At 63.0% G+C, this 16,691-nt stretch carries 20 protein-coding genes; 5 read left to right on the top strand and 15 right to left on the bottom strand.

What is annotated here, in order from left to right:
- Positions 1-22 precede the first annotated feature (22 nt).
- The 4 genes from ACIQC5_RS09500 to ACIQC5_RS09485 form a co-directional block, all read right to left on the bottom strand.
- Entirely contained in the window at positions 23-859 is an 837-nt protein-coding gene (locus ACIQC5_RS09500; protein WP_400280825.1) for a carbohydrate ABC transporter permease, read from the bottom strand.
- A complete protein-coding gene (locus ACIQC5_RS09495; protein WP_400280822.1) occupies positions 856-1,815 on the bottom strand; it encodes a carbohydrate ABC transporter permease in 960 nt (319 codons plus the stop codon). Before ACIQC5_RS09495 ends, ACIQC5_RS09500 begins: the two co-directional genes overlap by 4 nt.
- A 6-nt stretch (positions 1,816-1,821) precedes the next feature.
- Positions 1,822-3,117 carry an ABC transporter substrate-binding protein gene (locus tag ACIQC5_RS09490; RefSeq protein ID WP_400280819.1) on the bottom strand — a complete coding sequence of 432 codons (1,296 nt, stop codon included), beginning with the start codon at positions 3,115-3,117 and terminating at the stop codon, positions 1,822-1,824.
- A gap of 119 nt (positions 3,118-3,236) precedes the next feature.
- Positions 3,237-4,391, bottom strand: a complete 1,155-nt coding sequence (locus ACIQC5_RS09485; protein WP_400280817.1) for an aminotransferase class V-fold PLP-dependent enzyme — start codon at positions 4,389-4,391, stop codon at positions 3,237-3,239.
- 309 nt (positions 4,392-4,700) lie between these two features.
- Here ACIQC5_RS09485 and ACIQC5_RS09480 point away from each other — a divergent pair, with 309 nt between their 5' ends.
- Positions 4,701-5,393, top strand: coding sequence for a FadR/GntR family transcriptional regulator (locus tag ACIQC5_RS09480; protein ID WP_400280814.1), 693 nt, complete (start codon positions 4,701-4,703; stop codon positions 5,391-5,393).
- Between the two features lie 3 nt (positions 5,394-5,396).
- Here the strand turns inward: ACIQC5_RS09480 and ACIQC5_RS09475 are convergent, their stop codons facing one another.
- Positions 5,397-5,663: a Rho termination factor N-terminal domain-containing protein gene (locus ACIQC5_RS09475; RefSeq protein WP_400280812.1), complete on the bottom strand. Its 267-nt coding sequence runs from the start codon at positions 5,661-5,663 to the stop codon at positions 5,397-5,399.
- A 189-nt stretch (positions 5,664-5,852) separates the two neighbouring features.
- On the opposite strand from ACIQC5_RS09475, the gene ACIQC5_RS09470 reads away from it, so the two are divergent.
- Complete coding sequence (locus tag ACIQC5_RS09470) at positions 5,853-6,038, top strand: hypothetical protein (RefSeq protein WP_400280809.1); 186 nt, start codon at positions 5,853-5,855, stop codon at positions 6,036-6,038.
- Positions 6,039-6,068: 30 nt separating this feature from the next.
- On the opposite strand, the gene ACIQC5_RS09465 is transcribed toward ACIQC5_RS09470, so the two are convergent.
- Both ACIQC5_RS09465 and ACIQC5_RS09460 read right to left on the bottom strand, forming a co-directional pair.
- Entirely contained in the window at positions 6,069-6,194 is a 126-nt protein-coding gene (locus ACIQC5_RS09465; RefSeq protein ID WP_400280920.1) for a DUF6766 family protein, read from the bottom strand.
- 3 nt (positions 6,195-6,197) lie between these two features.
- On the bottom strand, positions 6,198-6,707 hold the full coding sequence (locus ACIQC5_RS09460; protein ID WP_400280806.1) for a DUF6328 family protein: 510 nt from the start codon (positions 6,705-6,707) through the stop codon (positions 6,198-6,200).
- 114 nt (positions 6,708-6,821) lie between these two features.
- On the opposite strand from ACIQC5_RS09460, the gene ACIQC5_RS09455 reads away from it, so the two are divergent.
- Entirely contained in the window at positions 6,822-7,160 is a 339-nt protein-coding gene (locus tag ACIQC5_RS09455; RefSeq protein WP_400280804.1) for a hypothetical protein, read from the top strand.
- Between the two features lie 126 nt (positions 7,161-7,286).
- Here ACIQC5_RS09455 and ACIQC5_RS09450 read toward each other — a convergent pair whose 3' ends face one another.
- Positions 7,287-7,457, bottom strand: coding sequence for a hypothetical protein (locus ACIQC5_RS09450; RefSeq protein ID WP_400280802.1), 171 nt, complete (start codon positions 7,455-7,457; stop codon positions 7,287-7,289).
- A gap of 309 nt (positions 7,458-7,766) precedes the next feature.
- Between ACIQC5_RS09450 and ACIQC5_RS09445 the strand changes: the two genes are divergently transcribed.
- Together ACIQC5_RS09445 and ACIQC5_RS09440 are read left to right on the top strand one after the other, a co-directional pair.
- Positions 7,767-8,246, top strand: coding sequence for a Dps family protein (locus ACIQC5_RS09445; RefSeq protein ID WP_400280800.1), 480 nt, complete (start codon positions 7,767-7,769; stop codon positions 8,244-8,246).
- Between the two features lie 34 nt (positions 8,247-8,280).
- Positions 8,281-9,243 (top strand): DNA topoisomerase IB, encoded by a 963-nt coding sequence (locus ACIQC5_RS09440; RefSeq protein WP_400280798.1) that lies wholly within the window; start codon positions 8,281-8,283, stop codon positions 9,241-9,243.
- Positions 9,244-9,309: 66 nt separating this feature from the next.
- Here the strand turns inward: ACIQC5_RS09440 and ACIQC5_RS09435 are convergent, their stop codons facing one another.
- From ACIQC5_RS09435 to ACIQC5_RS09405, 7 genes are all read right to left on the bottom strand, one after another.
- A complete protein-coding gene (locus ACIQC5_RS09435; RefSeq protein WP_400280796.1) occupies positions 9,310-9,588 on the bottom strand; it encodes an HPr family phosphocarrier protein in 279 nt (92 codons plus the stop codon).
- A gap of 58 nt (positions 9,589-9,646) precedes the next feature.
- Positions 9,647-11,359: a phosphoenolpyruvate--protein phosphotransferase gene (ptsP, locus tag ACIQC5_RS09430; protein WP_400280794.1), complete on the bottom strand. Its 1,713-nt coding sequence runs from the start codon at positions 11,357-11,359 to the stop codon at positions 9,647-9,649.
- 60 nt (positions 11,360-11,419) lie between these two features.
- Entirely contained in the window at positions 11,420-13,486 is a 2,067-nt protein-coding gene (locus tag ACIQC5_RS09425; protein ID WP_400280792.1) for a fructose-specific PTS transporter subunit EIIC, read from the bottom strand.
- A gap of 2 nt (positions 13,487-13,488) precedes the next feature.
- Complete coding sequence (locus ACIQC5_RS09420; RefSeq protein ID WP_400280790.1) at positions 13,489-14,475, bottom strand: 1-phosphofructokinase family hexose kinase; 987 nt, start codon at positions 14,473-14,475, stop codon at positions 13,489-13,491.
- Positions 14,472-15,263 (bottom strand): DeoR/GlpR family DNA-binding transcription regulator, encoded by a 792-nt coding sequence (locus tag ACIQC5_RS09415; RefSeq protein ID WP_400280788.1) that lies wholly within the window; start codon positions 15,261-15,263, stop codon positions 14,472-14,474. Before ACIQC5_RS09415 ends, ACIQC5_RS09420 begins: the two co-directional genes overlap by 4 nt.
- 583 nt (positions 15,264-15,846) lie before the next feature.
- Positions 15,847-16,098, bottom strand: a complete 252-nt coding sequence (locus tag ACIQC5_RS09410; protein WP_400280786.1) for a hypothetical protein — start codon at positions 16,096-16,098, stop codon at positions 15,847-15,849.
- Between the two features lie 42 nt (positions 16,099-16,140).
- Positions 16,141-16,572, bottom strand: coding sequence for a hypothetical protein (locus ACIQC5_RS09405; RefSeq protein ID WP_400280784.1), 432 nt, complete (start codon positions 16,570-16,572; stop codon positions 16,141-16,143).
- Positions 16,573-16,691: the final 119 nt, after the last annotated feature.

Below are 16,691 nucleotides of genomic sequence, written 5' to 3'. Positions count from 1 at the left end.
GACGGTTCCGGACACGCAGGAACTAGCCTTTGACGGAGCCCGCCGTCAGTCCCTGGACAATGAACTTGCTCGCAAAGGCGAAGATGGCCAGCGTTGGCACCACGGTGAGGACTGCGGCAGCGGACATTGACCCCCAGTCGATGTTGAAGCTCGAGATGAACCCGGCCAGCGCCGTCGGGATGGTCTTGTTGCTGTCGCTGTTCATCAAGGTCACCGACAAGAAGAGTTCATTCCAACAGTTAACAAAGTTGAAGACGAAACTCGCGGCGACACCCGGCAGCATGACGGGAACCAGGACCCTGAACAACGCTCCCAGCCGCGAACAACCGTCGATCATGGCAGCTTCTTCCAAAGCGTCAGGAACGTTCTCGAAGAAGCCCCGGAGCATGATGGTGCAAAACGGGATGCAGATCGCAATGTAGATAAGGATCAGCCCGGTCTTCGAATCCACAAGGCCCAGATTGGTCATCATCAGATACAGCGGTCCCAGGGCAATGAAGCCAGGGATCATCTGAGTGATCAAGAAGGCCCCCAGCACCGCGCCCCGACCTGAGAAGTGGAACCGGGCCAGGACATACGCCGAGAGCAATGAGATCAGCGTAGCCACTGACGAAGCCACCAGGGCAACCACCAAGCTGTTGAGCATGTACTGGCCGAAATCCGACTTGGTGAAGAGCCCGATGTAGTTTTCGAAGGAGAGTTGCCGGGGCCAGTAGTCCAGCGGCAATGAGTAAATAGCGCCGGGTTCCTTCAACGACGTCAGGATGATCCAGTACAGCGGGAAAACCGTGGCGACGAGGCAGGCTCCCAGGAAGACGAACTTGCCCACGCGCCCTATGAAGCTCTGCTGATTGATCATCGTGCTTCCTTTCGAGGACGGACAGCCATGAGGTAGAAGACGGCGAAGAGGGCAAGCGTGAGGACGACAATCAGTCCAAGTGCCGAAGCCTTGCCGTAGTCGCCCTCCTGGGTAATTTTGATCATGTAGGTGGTGATGATGTGCGTCTGGTCGGCCGGACCGCCGCCTGTCATGGCGAAGATGATGTCCGGGAAATTGAAGATCCAGATCACCCTCAGCAAGATGGTCAAGGCCAAGGTGGTGGCGATGCTTGGCAACGTGATGTTGAAGAACGTGCGTACTTTCCCGGCTCCGTCCAGAGCTGCGGCCTCGTACATTTCGTCGGAGACGGACTGCAGTGCGGCGAGGATCATGATGGCGAAGAATGTGACGCCGTACCAGATGTTGGCGATGATGATCGCGGTCATCGCGAAACCGGGATCCGAGAGCCACGGGATGGGCGAGCTGATGATCCCGGCCTTCATCAGCAAGTCGTTGACGACGCCAAATTCTGCGTTGAACATCCACCGGAAGAGCATGCCGATCAGGAACCCGGACACTGCCCAGGGGAAGAAGATCATGGCCTGGTAAGCACCGCGCATCCTGAACTTTCGCTTCAGGAACAGCGCCACAGCAAAGCCTATGATCACCTGTGGCACCAAAGACCCAACCACCCACACCACCGTGTTCCGGACAATGCCCTGGAATTCAGGTGTTTCCAGCAGGCTGACGAAGTTGCCGAGCCCAACCCACGAGGTGTCGGAAAGATCGTTCAGGTTCCAATTGCGGAACGCCATCTGGCTGCCGGCGATCATCGGGTAGTAGGTGAAGATGCCGACGAACACCGCCGCCGGGGCAAGGAAGATGAGCAGTGTGAAGGCTGTCCGGGGATTGAAGCGCTTCTTGGACCGATTGCCAATGCCGGCCACGGACCCGGCATTGGCCTTCTTCGGAAGGAGTTTGGTGTCGAGGCTCACTGGAACCTAGCCCGCCCACTTTTGGGACCAGTACGTGTCCCAGCTGGACAACATCTCACTGGTGGACATCTTCCCGGTCAGCACGCGCTGGAGTTCGCCGTCGGACTTCTTGATCCACTCGCTCCACCAGGACACGCTTCGCGGCTGGACGGCGGAGACATAGGTCTCGGGATTTTCCGTCATCTTGACGTAGGCCGCCCAAGGTCCGGTGCTGTAGAAACTGTCCTGCGCGGCGGACTTCAGGGTCGGCACCAAGCTGTTCTCCTTGCTGAAAGTGGTTGCCGCGTCGCCCTGGGCGAGGTATTTGATGAGCTTCAGGGCCTCAGGCTTGGCGGTGGAAGCGGCAGCAATTCCCCATCCGGCGGATGCCACGGGTTGAATGGCTTTCCCGCTCGGTCCTACCAACAGTGGAGCCACGTTCCACTGGTCTTCCTTGATGGACTTGGACTCCCGCACGGTAGCGATGACCTCAGGGTCCTGGAGCAGGAACGACGTAGACCCATTGCTGAAGCCCTGCACCATTTCCGGGTATCCCCAGGCGACCGAGGACGGGGGCGAACCCTTCTTGAAGAGATCAATGTAGAGATCCATGGCCTCCTGCGCTTTGGGGGAGGAGAAGATCGTCTTGCCGCTGGTCAGCTTGAAGGCGTTTTCCTTGTCGATCTCGTCAGCAACGTAAGCCTCGATGATGGCGACTGCGTTGGAGTTGGCGTTGGTGCCCCCTCGGAATGCGTAGCCGAACTTGTTCTCTGCAGGCTTGTTGATGGCCGACGCCTGCTCCAGCATCTCGGACCAGCTGGCAGGCGGACCAGAGAATCCGGCCTCTTTGACGACGTCGGAACGGTAGAACAGCGAAAGGCCGTAGAAGCCGTAAGGAATGTAGTAGGTCTTGCCGTTCTGCTTCGAGTACGTGACGGCGTTGTCCGTCAGGTTGTCCCAGCCGTCCCACCCTTTGAGGTCGGCGGACATGTCGTACAGCCACTCGTTGGCACCGAACGATCCTACGGTGATGTCACGAGCCTCGACGACGTCGATTCCCTTGCCGGACTGGAGCATCTGCTGGATCTTCTGGTCCGCCTGGTCGGTTGGCGGAGAGATCAGGTCAACCTTGATGTTCGGGTTCGCTTGCTCGAAGCCGGAAAGGAGCTTCTTCAAAGTGTCCGTGCGTGTCGGATTGGTGAGGCTTTCCACCATCTTCAGCGTGACTTTTCCGTCTTTGGCGGGTTCGGCGCCGCCACATCCGGCAAGTGCAAGAACGGCCGCGAGACCGGCTGCGGCAGACATCATGAATCTTGATTTCACGTGGATCCTCCAATGACTTGGTGAGCGTGGGTAATCGCTGCCCCGGTGGGGCGGCAGAGTTGGGGTGGCTAACTTAGTGACGGCGGTGGCGGCGGTGGCGGCGGTGACGGCGGTGGCGGCTAGCGGGAGCGGGCGAGCCGGACGAGCTCCGGAACCGCCCTTTCCGCAAACGTTTCGTAATCCTTGGGAGAGTTGTAGAGGTGTGCCGAGAGCCGCAGGAAGCCCTCGCCGTCGAACGTGGTGATGGCCGTTTCCATGTCCAGTCGATCCGAAATGAAGGCGCGGACGGCGTGCGAATCCTCGTGCGTGGTGGCCAGGCCTTTCGGCAGCCGGACCAGGCGAAGGGGGCCCACCGGCATGCCGACCTTGATCGATGGATCCTCACCCGTGGCGTCAGCAAAGGCGCCCCCAATCAGGGTCTGGCCGTAGTCGCACAGCTCACTGGCGTAGTTGCGGAAGGTTGCCCAGCCGTATCGTTCCTCGATGGTGTCGAATGCGGTACGGGCTGCCATCCATGCGGTCACGTCCTGCGTTCCGACGTGGTCGAAATTCTCAGGGAAGTCGTAAGGGAAGCCCCAGGAATCGATCAGGGGTTCCATCGCCGCCGCCGCTGGGCCGCGTGCCACGAGCGCCGCTGTTCCCCGCGGTGCGCAAGCGAACTTGTGGAGGTTTCCTACCCAAAACCCCTCGAAATCCGGTACGGGAAACTCCAGGACGCCCGGTGCGTGGGCTGCGTCCACCAGGACCGGCACCCCAAGGCCCGAGGCTGCCCGGGCGATCGCCTCGACCGGGAAGGCCCGGGCCGTGGCGGAGGTGATCTGGTCCACCACAATGAGGGCCGTCTTGCCGGTGACTTCACCCATGACAAGGGCACACGCGGTCTCGGCATTCGCGTCGAGAGGGATATCAGCGATCCTCACCCGGCCACGGTTCCTGCGGGCAACGCGCTCTGCGCCCTGCAACACCGCCCCATAAGCATGGCTCGTGGTCACAATTTCGGCGCCCGGCTCGAAGCTCAGCGAGTTGTACACGGTGCTGACCCCCGCGCTGGCATTGTGCACCAAGGCGGTGTCCTGAGGCTTGACGTTAAGGAACTCTGCGATCTCTGTCCTTGCCGTGGCCACCAGCTCGAACTGCCCCATAAACCACGGGCACGGATTCTGGTCCATGTGCGCCTTGAGGCTGAGCTGTTTTGCCTGGGCTGCACGGGGGACGGAGCCGTAGGACCCGTGGTTGAGATGGATCTTGGACGGCGTGAGGCTCCAGTCGGCCATTGAGGGTTCGCCCTCGGGGGTCAACATGGGATGCGGGGCCGTAAGTGGTACTGGGAACACGATGTCCTTGGTGATCGGAGAGGAGTGAATGCTCTGTAAGTTACATCACAGGCAGCCGACAAGACAACGGACAATCACCAATAGTTGTAAGATGACTTTGATAATTCTCTCCGAAAACATCGCTCTTTGATCTTCAATTTGGCATATAGGTACGATGTCTTTGCTGCAGAGGTATGACAATGCGACGTATCGATCCTTGTGCGGTGTGCGTGCGGTAGCGTGTTACGGGTATCTGAAGGAGACGACGTATTGGGTGCTGTCGAAACGGCCATGCAGGGCCTAAGAAACAAGATTGCCTCGGGCGAACTCGCGGCTGGGCAGAAGTGCCCGCCGGAAGCCGAGCTGGCAGCCCAGCTTGGTGTATCGCGGAGTTCCCTGCGCGAGGCGGTTCGGGCGATGTCTGCCCTCGGCGTGATGGAGTCGCGGCACGGCTCGGGAACGTATGTCTCTTCCCTGGAGCCGACGGTCATCCTGCAGAATTTTGCCCTCTTGGTGGACCTTCTTCCGCTGGACGGCTTGCTTGAGCTCTTTGAAATCCGCAGGCTGATGGAATCCCATGCTGCAGCTGCGGCCGCGGCGAATGCCACGCCGGAGGTTCTGGCCAAGCTGACTTCGCTCGTGGAAACCATGGAGGCTACGGACAATCCGTCCGAGTATTCCGAACTGGATTCACTCTTCCACGAGGAAATCTGCCGGGCGAGCGGCAATTCCACGCTCGCGGCACTGGTCAGCCTCTTCCGTTCCCGCGGCGGGCACTTCCATATCTTCGACGGCGACGAGGGGACAGAAGTCCGTGAGGGCAGCACGGCTGGGCATGGCGCAATCGTGGACGCGATAGCCCGCCGGGACCCAACCTTGGCCGCTACCGCTACGGCTGCACATATCGCCCAGACTGAGTCCTGGTTGAAGAAGCTGAGGCCGGCCCCTCGACTCCAGGGCTAGTTGCTAGTGGTTCCGAAGCATCGAGATGAGCTCGGACTTCTTCTTGTCGGAGTAGCCCTTGATGCCGAGCTCCTTGGCTCGCGACTTTAGCTTGTCCACGGTCCAGTCGTCGTAGTCGCCGGACTTGCCGCCTTTGCGGCCCACTTCGCTGCGCCCTTGCTTTGCCGCCGCGTTCGAAATGCGGGCTGCCTTCTCTTTGGAAGCGCCGTCGTCGCGCAGTTCCTCGTAGAGTTCCGGGTCCTTCAGGCTGGGATTCTTCTTTCCAGGCATGGTGTGATTCACTCCCTTGCGTGGGACGATCGCGGGCGCGTATCTCCCACTCTCGGTTGATGCAACGGACTTGCGCCTCGTCTTAACGCATGCCTTAACGCTAGCCAGTAGCTCGAGCGGGCTCAAGGTATTGGCACGGTCTTTGCCCTGCCTCTATCGGCCCGGTCGGCGCGGTGGGACCATTTCCATATGGGCAACGAATCAGAAGGCAGGAGGCCGTCAGCGGTTCCCGCCGGCAGCATCCATGCGGGGGAGTACATGGGCTCGCCATTGAGCCGCAAAGAGCACGAGATTGCTCGCCGCCGCGAGGAGGCGCAGCGGAAGCTGGACCAGCACTTGAGGGAAGCCGAGGCCGCGCACGCCTCCCACAAATAAGCGCTTGACGACGAGAAAGGCGCCCACGTCTCAGGCGCCCGTCTCGTAGTGCGGCTCAGCAACGGGCTTTGACTCCGGTGAACCAGGCTCCCGGAGGTAGACGGACGCGCCAACCAGCACCGCCCCGGAATGCCGCATGGCCCGACGATTCTGTATGGCTCACTCGTCTTTGATGGGGATCCTCCGTGTGGCTCTGCGCTGCAGCCACAATGGCATTCCTACCACCAGAAGAAGCAGGACAAGAACGATTGCCCCTCCGGCCATCAGCCCGGCGTTCCGGCCCGCAGTGACGTCGTAGACGAGGGCTGCGGAGCCAACGATAAGAAGGGCGACGCCCCCGAGTGCCCATTTGGTGATGGCATCGCCGTTGGCGACCAGCACGGCTTTCATCCCCCGGCGGAACAGCCTGCGGTGCACACTGACGGGAATGAGGATCAGCGCCGTGGTGAGGGCGGCGACCATCACGTTGAACAGATACAAATTGAGCTGCCAGTCGTCCAAGGTTTCAAAGCGCGATTGGAAAGGAAGCGTCAGGAGGAACCCGCCAAGGATCTGCACGCCGGTCTGCAGGACGCGCAATTCCTGAATGAGTTCCATCCAGTTGCGGTCCAGCCGCTCTTCGGCGGATTCGTTCCGGCCTGTTCTGGGAACCTGCTCCGGCTCTGCCATGCGCGCACCTCCAGCGGGGTATTGGTGGACGCTGACAATACACCGGACTACGGTCGAGTTGTCAGCATTCCTCGAAGTTTTTCGGGGCCTCGACGGATTTCCAAGGAGGAAGAAATGAGCCAGGACGAACACCGCGTCAACCCGGATGACGTTGCCGGAGGTTACGGCAGCCCCACTCCCGAGCAAGAGATGCCGGGTGCGGGGGCTGAACGGGAAACGCCGGAGCGGCCGGCACCCGGGACTGCTCCGGGACCGGGCGAGCCGCCCGAAGGAAGCCCTACTCCGGAAGACCCGGATACTCGCCCAGTACCTGAGGCGCCCGACGAGTTTCCCACGCCCCGCGATCCGGACGCAGCGCCGCCGCCAACAACAACAGGTGACCAGCCCGCCGTCGAACAGTCAGCAGATGCGCAGTCCACGGGCGGGCAGCCGCTGGGCAGCAACGGGGACTAGGTGCGCCAGAGGACTGCCCCCGGTGCGCAGCTTTGCCGCGTCGCTGGGAGCAGTCCTCTGTGTCCGCCTTTAGGGGCGGCCCGACCATCCAGTCTGGCCGGTGTGGGTCAACTGGCGGGGGTGTCGCTATACCGTGTGTCCGCGACGCCCCGAGGTGAAGCTCAGGAGCCACCCGATGGCCGCGACGACGAGAAGGATGATGCCCACCCACAGCAGCCAGTTCAAAGCGGTGTTGAAGCCGCCCACAAGAAGAAGAACAATTGCGATTACACCAGCAATGATCAGAAGCGTGTTCATGGTCCGCACATTCCTTTCCAAGGGGAATCCGAAAGGGAATCCTCGGGTTCCTCGCTATGCATACCTGCTTACTTCGTAGTGCCGGTACCTTTTGGGCGTTTCCCACGCCTTCCAGGTGCCTGCGCTGCCGTCCACTTACTGGCCCTTGAGCCTCGGCCAAGTTCGCCAGTTGTGAACAGCGACACACCTCATTGTACTACTAAGCAACCTTATGAAAAGGTGATTGAAGTCGTCACCCGATGATTGGCTTGTTGCCGGAAGGACAGGCAGCAAGGATTTCCGCTCCATGACAGTCCACGAGAGGTACACATGAAAGCGTCACAGCAGCTCGCCGACAACCTTCAGATCGTCCTGACGGACCTCATCGAGCTGCAACTCCAAGGCAAACAGGCCCACTGGAACATCGTGGGTCCCAATTTCCGGGACCTCCACCTCCAGCTGGACGAATTGGTGGCCGCAACACGCAAGTATGCGGACGATACCGCCGAGCGGATGCGGGCACTGCACGCACTGCCGGATGGCCGGAGCGGAACCATTTCCGCCGGCACGCGCCTCGAAGAATTCCCGGGCGGCCTCGTTTCCACGAAGAACGCCGTCAAGCTGATCACAGAGCGTGTGGAACGCGCCGTCCAGACCATGCGCGATGTCCACGACCAAGTGGACGAAGAAGATCCCACCACGGCCGACCTGCTCCACGAGTTCATCGCCCGCTTGGAGCAGTTGGTTTGGATGATTAACGCCGAAATCATGGGCGCGGGCGCGGCAGTGACCGACCCGGACGAAGCCTAGCCAGCCCGCCAAGGACAAAGCCAAGCAGGACACGGTGCCCAGGCTTCGGCGAAGCGACCTTTCCCAGCCCGGCATAGTTCGCCGACGCTCCGGCAAAGGGTTCAGCTATCGCCACGCAGACGGGACCCTGGCAGACACAGCGGATCGCCAGCGCATCAACGCGCTGGCGATTCCGCCTGCATGGACCGACGTGTGGATCAGCCCCATTGAACATGGGCACATCCTGGCCACAGGCGTAGACGATGCCGGACGCAGCCAGTACATCTACCATCCGCGCTGGCGGGAACGTCAGGACCTGGTCAAGTTCAAACGCGCCGCTGAGCTCGGCTCTGTCCTGCCCGCAGTCAGGCGAACGGTGACACGGCACCTGCAGGACACGTCGATGCCCGGTCGACAAACCTTGGCTGCCGCGGTCCGGTTAATGGACCTCGGAGCCCTCCGCGTCGGCTCCGAAAGTTACATGCGGAAGAACGGATCCTATGGACTCACCACCCTCCGCTGCCGGCACGCCCGCGTGGACGGGGACGATGTCCTTTTGAAGTTCCCCGGCAAGAGCGGCCACCTCTGGGACACGTCCATCCACGATCCCGCGCTCGCGGCCTTCCTGGAACCCCTTGCCGCGCGACCCGGCAAAGAGCGCCTGCTGGCCTACCAGGTGGAGGGGGTCTGGGTGGCTGTGGATGCCTCGATGATCAACGACTATCTTCATGACATTGCCGGGGCCGCTTACTCCTCCAAGGACTTCAGGACGTGGAAGGGGACAGCCGCCGCGGCGCTGTGCCTCCTGAAATCCGGGCCTGCGCAATCCAGTGAGGGCAAGACTCCGCGCCAGGCAGTTGTCCAAGCCATCAAGGAAGCTGCGGAATTGTTGGGTAATACACCTGCCGTGGCCCGCTCCGCCTATGTGGACCCACGGGTTGTTGAGGCATTCCTGTCAGGGGATTTGGAAGCCGTCAAGCCCACGGAGCCTTCGATCGCCGCTTTCCTCACCGGCTGAGGACACAGAAAAGCCTGGCGACGTGGGTGTCGCCAGGCTTTTCCGGTCTCCAGGTTTCGGGTGAACCTACTCGGCGTCGTGGTCCGTTTCGAGGATCTTCACGAGGCTGTCCAGGGCTTCATCGGCGCCTTCGCCTTCGGCGCGCAGCACCACGACGTCGCCATGTGAAGCGCCCAGGCTCATGAGCGACAAGATGCTGGCGGCGTCCATGGCGTCATCGGCCGGCTCGCCTTCGCGGGCGATCGTGACCTCAAGGTCGAGCTCGCCGGCGGCCTCGGCGAAGATCGCTGCGGGGCGGGCGTGCAGCCCGACGCGGCTGGCAATGGTGGCGGTACGTTCAGTCATTGGGTGCTCCCTTTTGCTGTGGATTGATTCGATGCTGTGAGGCGGGTTTGTGGGAAGTCTAGAGGCCGAGCTCGTCCAGGATGGGAAGCTCGCCGCGGACTGCTGCGCGTGCCGCCGCCACGCTCGGCGCCGCCAAGGCGGTTGCGGCGAGTTGCTGAGCCTGGGCCACCGTTACAGTGGCAAGCACTGCCGCGACGGCAGCAAGCGCGCGGGCGCTCATCGACAACGTCGCAACACCCAGGCCAACGAGTACGACGGCGAGAGCAGGGTCCGCGGCTGCCTCACCGCAGACGCCAACCGGCTTCGCGGTGCCAGCTGCGCCGCTGACGTGCGTGGCGCCGTCGGCCGTTAGCTTGACCAACTGCAGGACTGCAGGCTGCCACGGATCGTTCAGTGTGGCGAGCGGGCCGAGTTGGCGGTCCGCCGCCATGGCGTACTGGGTGAGGTCGTTGGTGCCCAGCGACGCGAAGCTCACCTCGCGCAGGACCGTTGCTGCGGTCAGGGCGGCCGAGGGAACCTCCACCATGACACCCGGGGTCTTCAGTCCGGCAGCGGCGCAAAGGGTAGCGAACCGCGCAGCCTCGTCCGCCGTCGAAATCATCGGGGCCATGACCCAGACCTCAGCGCTATTGGCTGCCTCAGCTGCGGCGATGGCCTCGAGTTGCCGCTCCAGGACACCGGGGGAGGTGAGGTCCGTGCGGTAACCGCGAACGCCGAGCGCCGGGTTGGGTTCGTCGGCGTTGGTGAGGAACGGCAGTGGCTTGTCCGCACCGGCGTCGAGCGTTCGGACCACTACCTTCTTGCCGGGGAACGCAGCGAAGACCGCTCCATAGGCGGAAATCTGCTCCTCCACCGTGGGTTCGTCGTCGCGGTCCAGGAAACAGAACTCCGTGCGAAGCAGGCCCACGCCCTCAGCGCCGGCGTCAGCCGCCTTGACGGCATCCGCGCCGGTGCCCACATTGGCGAGCAGCGGCACGCGGAAACCGTCGGCCATGGTGTTGTTGCCGCTGAACGCTGCCAGCGTCGAAGCCTGCGTTGCCCACGCCTTGGCTGCGAGCCGGAGGTCCTCGCCGGGCTCGGCTGTGATGGTGCCCGCGGCGCCATCTACATAGACCTCGGTGCCGTCCTCGAGGTGGTCAACGCCCAAGGCGGCGACGACGGCGGGCAGGCCGAGCGCACGGGCCAGGATTGCCGTGTGCGACTGCGGGCCACCGCTGGAAGTGATCAGCGCGAGCACCTTGGAGGGATCCAGCGTTGCAGTGTCCGCCGGGGCCAGATCCTCCGCAGCAAGGATGAACGGGACATCGGAAGCAGGGATGCCCGGAGCGGGCAGTCCCCGCAGTTCAGAGACAATGCGGGCCCGGACATCCAGGACATCCGCCACTCGCTCGGCCATGTATCCGCCCAAGCCCTTGAGCGTCTCAGCGACGGAGCCGCCAGCCTCCCAAATGGCACGTTCAGCAGTCCTCGCACCGCCAGTGGCCTCAGGGGACAACAGCTTGATGGCCGACTTCACCAGCATGGGGTCGGCGGCCATCAAAGCCGTTGCTTCCAGTACTTCCTTGCCTTCACCGCTGGCCGTAGCCGCGCGGGCCCGCAGCTCCGCCTGAACGGCCTTGGCCGCATCCTTGATGCGCTGCCCTTGCGATTCAACCGTGACATCGGCAGGGATGTTGACGTTCGCGTGCGGTTCCTGGACCGGCTTGGGCATTTGCTTTACCGGTGCCAGGACGCGCCCCGGAGCAACGCCTACGCCTGAGAAGGTCTGCATGTATCTGGTCCTCTGATTGCTTACGTGCTGTTCGGCTGACTGGGTATTGCGTGTTGGCGCTTAGACGCCTGCTGCGACGGGAACTGCCTCGGCCTCAACCGGCTTGCGGACTGCCCAGCGCTTGAGGGCAATGACCAAGAGTGCGGTGATAACCACGCCGACAGCGATCGACAGGAGGAACAGCCAGAAGTTGTCGATTGCGAAGAACACAAACGCTCCACCATGCGGTGCCTTGGACGTGACAGCGAAGGCCATGGACAGTGCGCCGGTTACGGCGCCACCCACCATGCTGGCCGGGATCACACGGAGTGGATCAGCAGCTGCGAACGGAATGGCGCCCTCGGAAATGAAGGATGCGCCCAGAAGCCACGCGGCCTTTCCGTTTTCGCGTTCAGCCAAGGAGAACAGCTTCCTGTCCAGCACGGTAGCAAGGGCCATGGCGAGCGGCGGAACCATGCCCGCTGCCATGACGGCGGCCATGATCTGCCACGGTGCCTGGTTTGCCACGGTTGCAGCGCCGAGGCCGGCGACAGCGAAGGAGTAAGCAACCTTGTTGACGGGACCACCGAGGTCGAAGCACATCATGAGGCCCAGGATGATGCCGAGGACGATTGCGCCAGCACCGGTCAAGCCTGAAAGGCCGGTGTTGAGGGCCTTGGTAAGCGCCACGATGGGAGCGCCGAGGATCAGGAACATGAGGCCAGAGGCTACAAGCGAGGCGAGCAGCGGAATGATGACCACTGGCATCAGGCCGCGGAGCCAGCGGGCAACGTTGAGCTTGCCGATCTGATACGCGATGTAGCCGGCCAGCAAGCCACCCACGATTGCTCCGAGGAAGCCCGCGCCCATGAACCCGGATACTGCACCGGCAACGAACCCGGGAGCAATGCCCGGACGGTCAGCGATGGCGTAGGCGATGTAACCGGCAAGCGCTGGAACCAGGAATCCGAGGGACAAGGCGCCGATCTTGAAGAGCACGGCACCGAGATAGGCGCCGAGAGGACCCCAAGCCAGCGCGGGGTATTCGGTCGGGAGATTCAAGAGGTTGTTCTCGGTGATGATCTTGTCGGCGAAGGCCGTGATTTCGTAGCTGCCAAGCAGGAAGCCCAAGGCAATCAAGAGGCCACCACCAGCCACGAACGGGATCATGTAGGAGACGCCGGTGAGCAGTGCGCGCTTCAGCTTCTGGCCGATGTGCTCACCCTTCTCCTCCTCGGCCCGCTCTGCCTGCTCTTCGGCGCCAAAGTGCGGAACGCGGCGTGCATGCGGGTCATCCGCAGCAGCCAGTGCTTCCTGGACCATCTTGGTGGGCTCGTCGATGCCGCGCTTGACCGGAGCGTTGATGACCGGCTTACCGGCGAAGCGCTCCTTGCCGCGAACGTCGACGTCGACGGCGAAAATCACGGCGTCGGCCGCGGCAATCACAGCCGGATCCAACGGCTTGGCGCCCGAGGAACCCTGCGTTTCCACCTGGAGATCCACGCCCATTTCCTGGGCCGCTGCAACAAGGGAATCAGCAGCCATGTACGTGTGGGCAATGCCGGTGGGGCAAGCGGTGACGGCTACGAGGCGCTTGGGTGCGGCAGGGGCGTTGCCGCCAATGGGGGCAGGTGCCTGTCCGGGCGCTGCGAAGCCAGTTGCTGCAGCTTCGGCGGGCGGAGCAGCTGCAGCCGGCTTGTCCGCCAGGGCGCCATCGACGAGGTCAACGATGTCCTGCTCAGTGGCGGCGGCACGCAAAGCAGCCGTGAAGTCCTTTTTGATGAGCGAGCGGGCCAGCTTGGAGAGGAGCTTCAGGTGCTCCTGGTCGGCGCCGTCCGGGGCTGCGATGAAGAAGATCAGGTCGGCGGGGCCATCCTTGGCGCCAAAGTCAACCTTGTGGGACAGGCGGGCCATGGCCAGTGCCGGCTCCGTGACTGCAGCAGAGCGGCAGTGCGGGATGGCGATGCCACCCGGGACGCCGGTGGCGGTCTTCTGCTCCCGGGCAAAGGCGTCTGCGAAGAGACCTTCAACCTCGGAAGCACGGCCAGCGGCGGCGACTTTGCCGGCCAAGTAACGGATGACGTCGGCGGGGGCGTCGCCCAGGTTCTGGTCGAGGGTGACCAATTGGGGGGTGATCAGCTGAGTCACTGTTAGTCCTTCTGGAGGGCCGTGATGGTTACGGCGTCGGGGGTTGTCTGGTGGACTGCGGGGACAGTGGAGCCCGGCAGCGAAGCAGCAGCAGCACCATGTGCCACGGCTTGACGAAGGCAGTCCTGGGCGGAACCGCCTTGGGTAGCAGCCAGCAAGTAACCGGCCAGTGATGAATCCCCGGCACCGACAGTGCTGACGGCTTTGATCGGCGGATGCGTGGCAAGCCACGCGCCGTCGGCCGTCACCAGGACTGCACCCTTGGATCCGAGTGTTGCGAGAACTGCGCCCACACCGCTGGCGACGACGGCGGCTGCAGCTTGGGCCGCTTTGGCCGGGTCTGCTTCCAGTTCGTCAGCTGTGGAGACATTGGTGAAACCGGCTGCGGCTGCGAGCTCTGCGAGCTCTTCCGCGTTCGGCTTGAGGAGGTCCGGCTTACCGTCCGAGTCGCCCACCAAAGCGGCCGCGAGCGGCGCCCCGGAGGAGTCGATGGCGATGCTCGGGGCTGCTGTGCCGTCGTTTCGAGAACGGATTCGGCGAGCGATTGTGGCGTAGAAGTCCGCCGGCACTCCGGGTGGGAGTGAGCCTGCGAGTACCACCCAGCTGGCGCCACGGGAGCGCTCCAGCAGCAGCCCGATCAGGGCTTCCTGCTGTTCACCGCTCAGCTCCGGGCCGGGTTCGTTGATCTTGGTGGTGACGCCATCAGGTTCGGTGAGCGTGACATTGCTGCGCAGCGCTTGACCGATGGGCAGCGCCGCAAACGGCACACCGCCGTCGTGCAGTCCTGAAAGGACAGGATCCGAGTCGGCGCCCGGAAGGACTGCAACGGTTTCGAGGCCCGAGGCCACCAGCGCACGGGAGACGTTGACGCCTTTGCCACCCGATTCCTGATGGACCGCGACGGCGCGCTGGACTTCGCCGCGGGCCAGCGGAGCCGGAAGTTCCACTGTGCGGTCCAGGCTGGGATTGGCGGTCAAGGTGACGATCATGCGATCACCACGTCGACGCCGGCGTCGGCCAAAGCCGCCGCAAGTTCTGCAGAGGGTTCCTGGTCTGTGATCAAGGTGTCAACATCCTTCAAGGTGGCGAACTGGACCAGGGTTTCGGCGTCCAGCTTGGAAGAGTCGGCCAGAGCTACAACGCGGCGGGCGGACTTGACGAAGGCGGCCTTGACCGCGGCTTCTTCGGGATCGGGAGTACTGAGCCCGAATGTTGCGTGGATGCCGTTGGCACCAACGAAGGCGATGTCCGGACGAAGTTTATAGGCGGCCTCCACGGTTGACTGCCCGACGGCGGCCTGAGTCAGGCCACGTACACGGCCGCCCAGGATCTGCAGCGCAACTCCGGGTGTGGAGGAGAGCTTGCCGGCAATCGGGATGGCGTGGGTGATGACTACCAGTTCATCGCTGCCGTTGGAGCTGGGGGAGCGCTGGGCAATCAGATCGGCCAAGGTTTCGGTAGTGGAGCCGGCGTCGATGAGGATGCTGCCCGTGGTGAGCTCGGGGATCAGGGCGAGGGCGGCGTTCGCGATGCGGAGCTTCTCCGACTGGCGCTGGACAGCGCGCTCGACGATGCTTTCCTCCCGGGTGCTCAGCCGATCAGTGGGGACGGCCCCGCCGTGGACGCGGCGCAGGTTGCCGGAAACTTCCAAGGCTGCGAGGTCGCGGCGGATTGTTTCAGTGGTGATGCTGAAACGGTCGGCGAGGTCGGTGACGCTCACCCGTCCGCGCTCGGCGACGAGTGCGGAGATCAGTTGTTGGCGTTCTTCGGCGAACACTTACCCTCCATTGCGGTAAACCATGTGTCAGTGCAGTTCATCCGTGACTGCTGTCACAACGATGTGGAATTGCTTGACTCTATCTTTGTTTATGTTGGGAAGTCAATAGAAAACAACATAAACGCAGATTCGGTTGTGTTGGCTGGGTGGGATGTGGGAGAGGGTTGCCCGAAAGGGTGTGGGACGTGGGAGAGGGTTGCCCGAAAGGGGGTGGGATGTGGGAGAGGGTTGCCCGAAAGGGGGTGGGATGTGGGAGAGGCTTCGCCGGGCACACAAAAGGGCATGCCGCACTCCCTGTAGTGCGGCATGCCCACGTCGGAACCTGACTGGGGGATTTGCCGGGTTCCGGTCTGTGGAGGAGAACTCTTCGCTGCGCCCTAAAGCGCCGGCGGCGGCTGTTCCCCAGGCTGCGGAGGTGGAACGGAGGGATCAGGCGTTGGTTCAGGAACCGGCGGTGGTCCAGGCTCCGGCAGGGGAACGGGTTCGGGTGTGGGTCCCGGTTCGCGGGTGGGATCAGGGCTCGGCGTCGGTCCCGGATCCCGGGTTGGATCGGGTTGACGCGACAAGTTCGCAGCGAGTCCGCTCATCGTGCGGCGCTCGTTCGTTGGCTGGCGGGCCGGGTCCCGGCGCTCCGGAGGGCGTCTCCCGCGATCCACTGAACGGCTTCATTGCCCCGCTGAACGCTGGCCTGGAACCTCTTCAGATCGGTCATGGGGCCGGGGTAGTCGATGGGGAGGTTGTCCGGGTCCGGAGGGTCCGGGAGTTTCCGGCGGCTGCCGGGCCGGTAGTCGGGGCCTGTCGTCGGTGACTGGTTCCGGTGGTCTTCCAGGGGCATGTTTTCTCTTCCGATAGAGGGGTTCACGATGGCGGTTTTGGATCAGTCGGGGATTTCCATGCGGAAGCCACAGGCGCACCCCAGAACGCGGGTGTTGATGTAAACCTCGGCGATGCGCTCGCGGCCGTCTGACGTGGGTCCGATGGGGGCTTGGATTCTCCTCAGCTCGCAGCTCTTGGTCTTCATTGGTTCGCCGCAGTGCAGGAACTGGCCGCCGAACTGGAGGACGCCCGGGGTCTTGCCTGGGCGGTTGAGGATGAGCGCAACCCGATGAACGGTGGCGGTCTGCTCATAGGAGTACTGGCAGGCCCGGCATTCATAGGCCACATCCACCACGTTGGGGATGGGTGGGTAGTGCGATTGGATGGTATCCACCAAGAGATACTGGTCAGAGTTGCAGCGCGCACACCAGAGCGGTTCGTCGGGTGGTTGATGGGCTTCGTCCGGGACGCGGGACGCGGGCTGGGCCGGCATGGCTGTTCACCTCTGCATTCGCAATGCGGGCGCCCGGCTGCATGAGCGAAAACCCTCTTTGTGGGCTGTAGCTAGATTCTGCACCGGGAAATCGACAGAAGCAAGGTTTCCGCCGCCCG

The sequence above is a fragment of the Paenarthrobacter sp. NPDC092416 genome (assembly GCF_044755025.1).
Taxonomy (GTDB): Bacteria; Actinomycetota; Actinomycetes; order Actinomycetales; family Micrococcaceae; genus Arthrobacter.
Note: the sequence above shows the minus strand (reverse complement) of the source record. Positions and strands in the feature narration are given on the sequence as shown.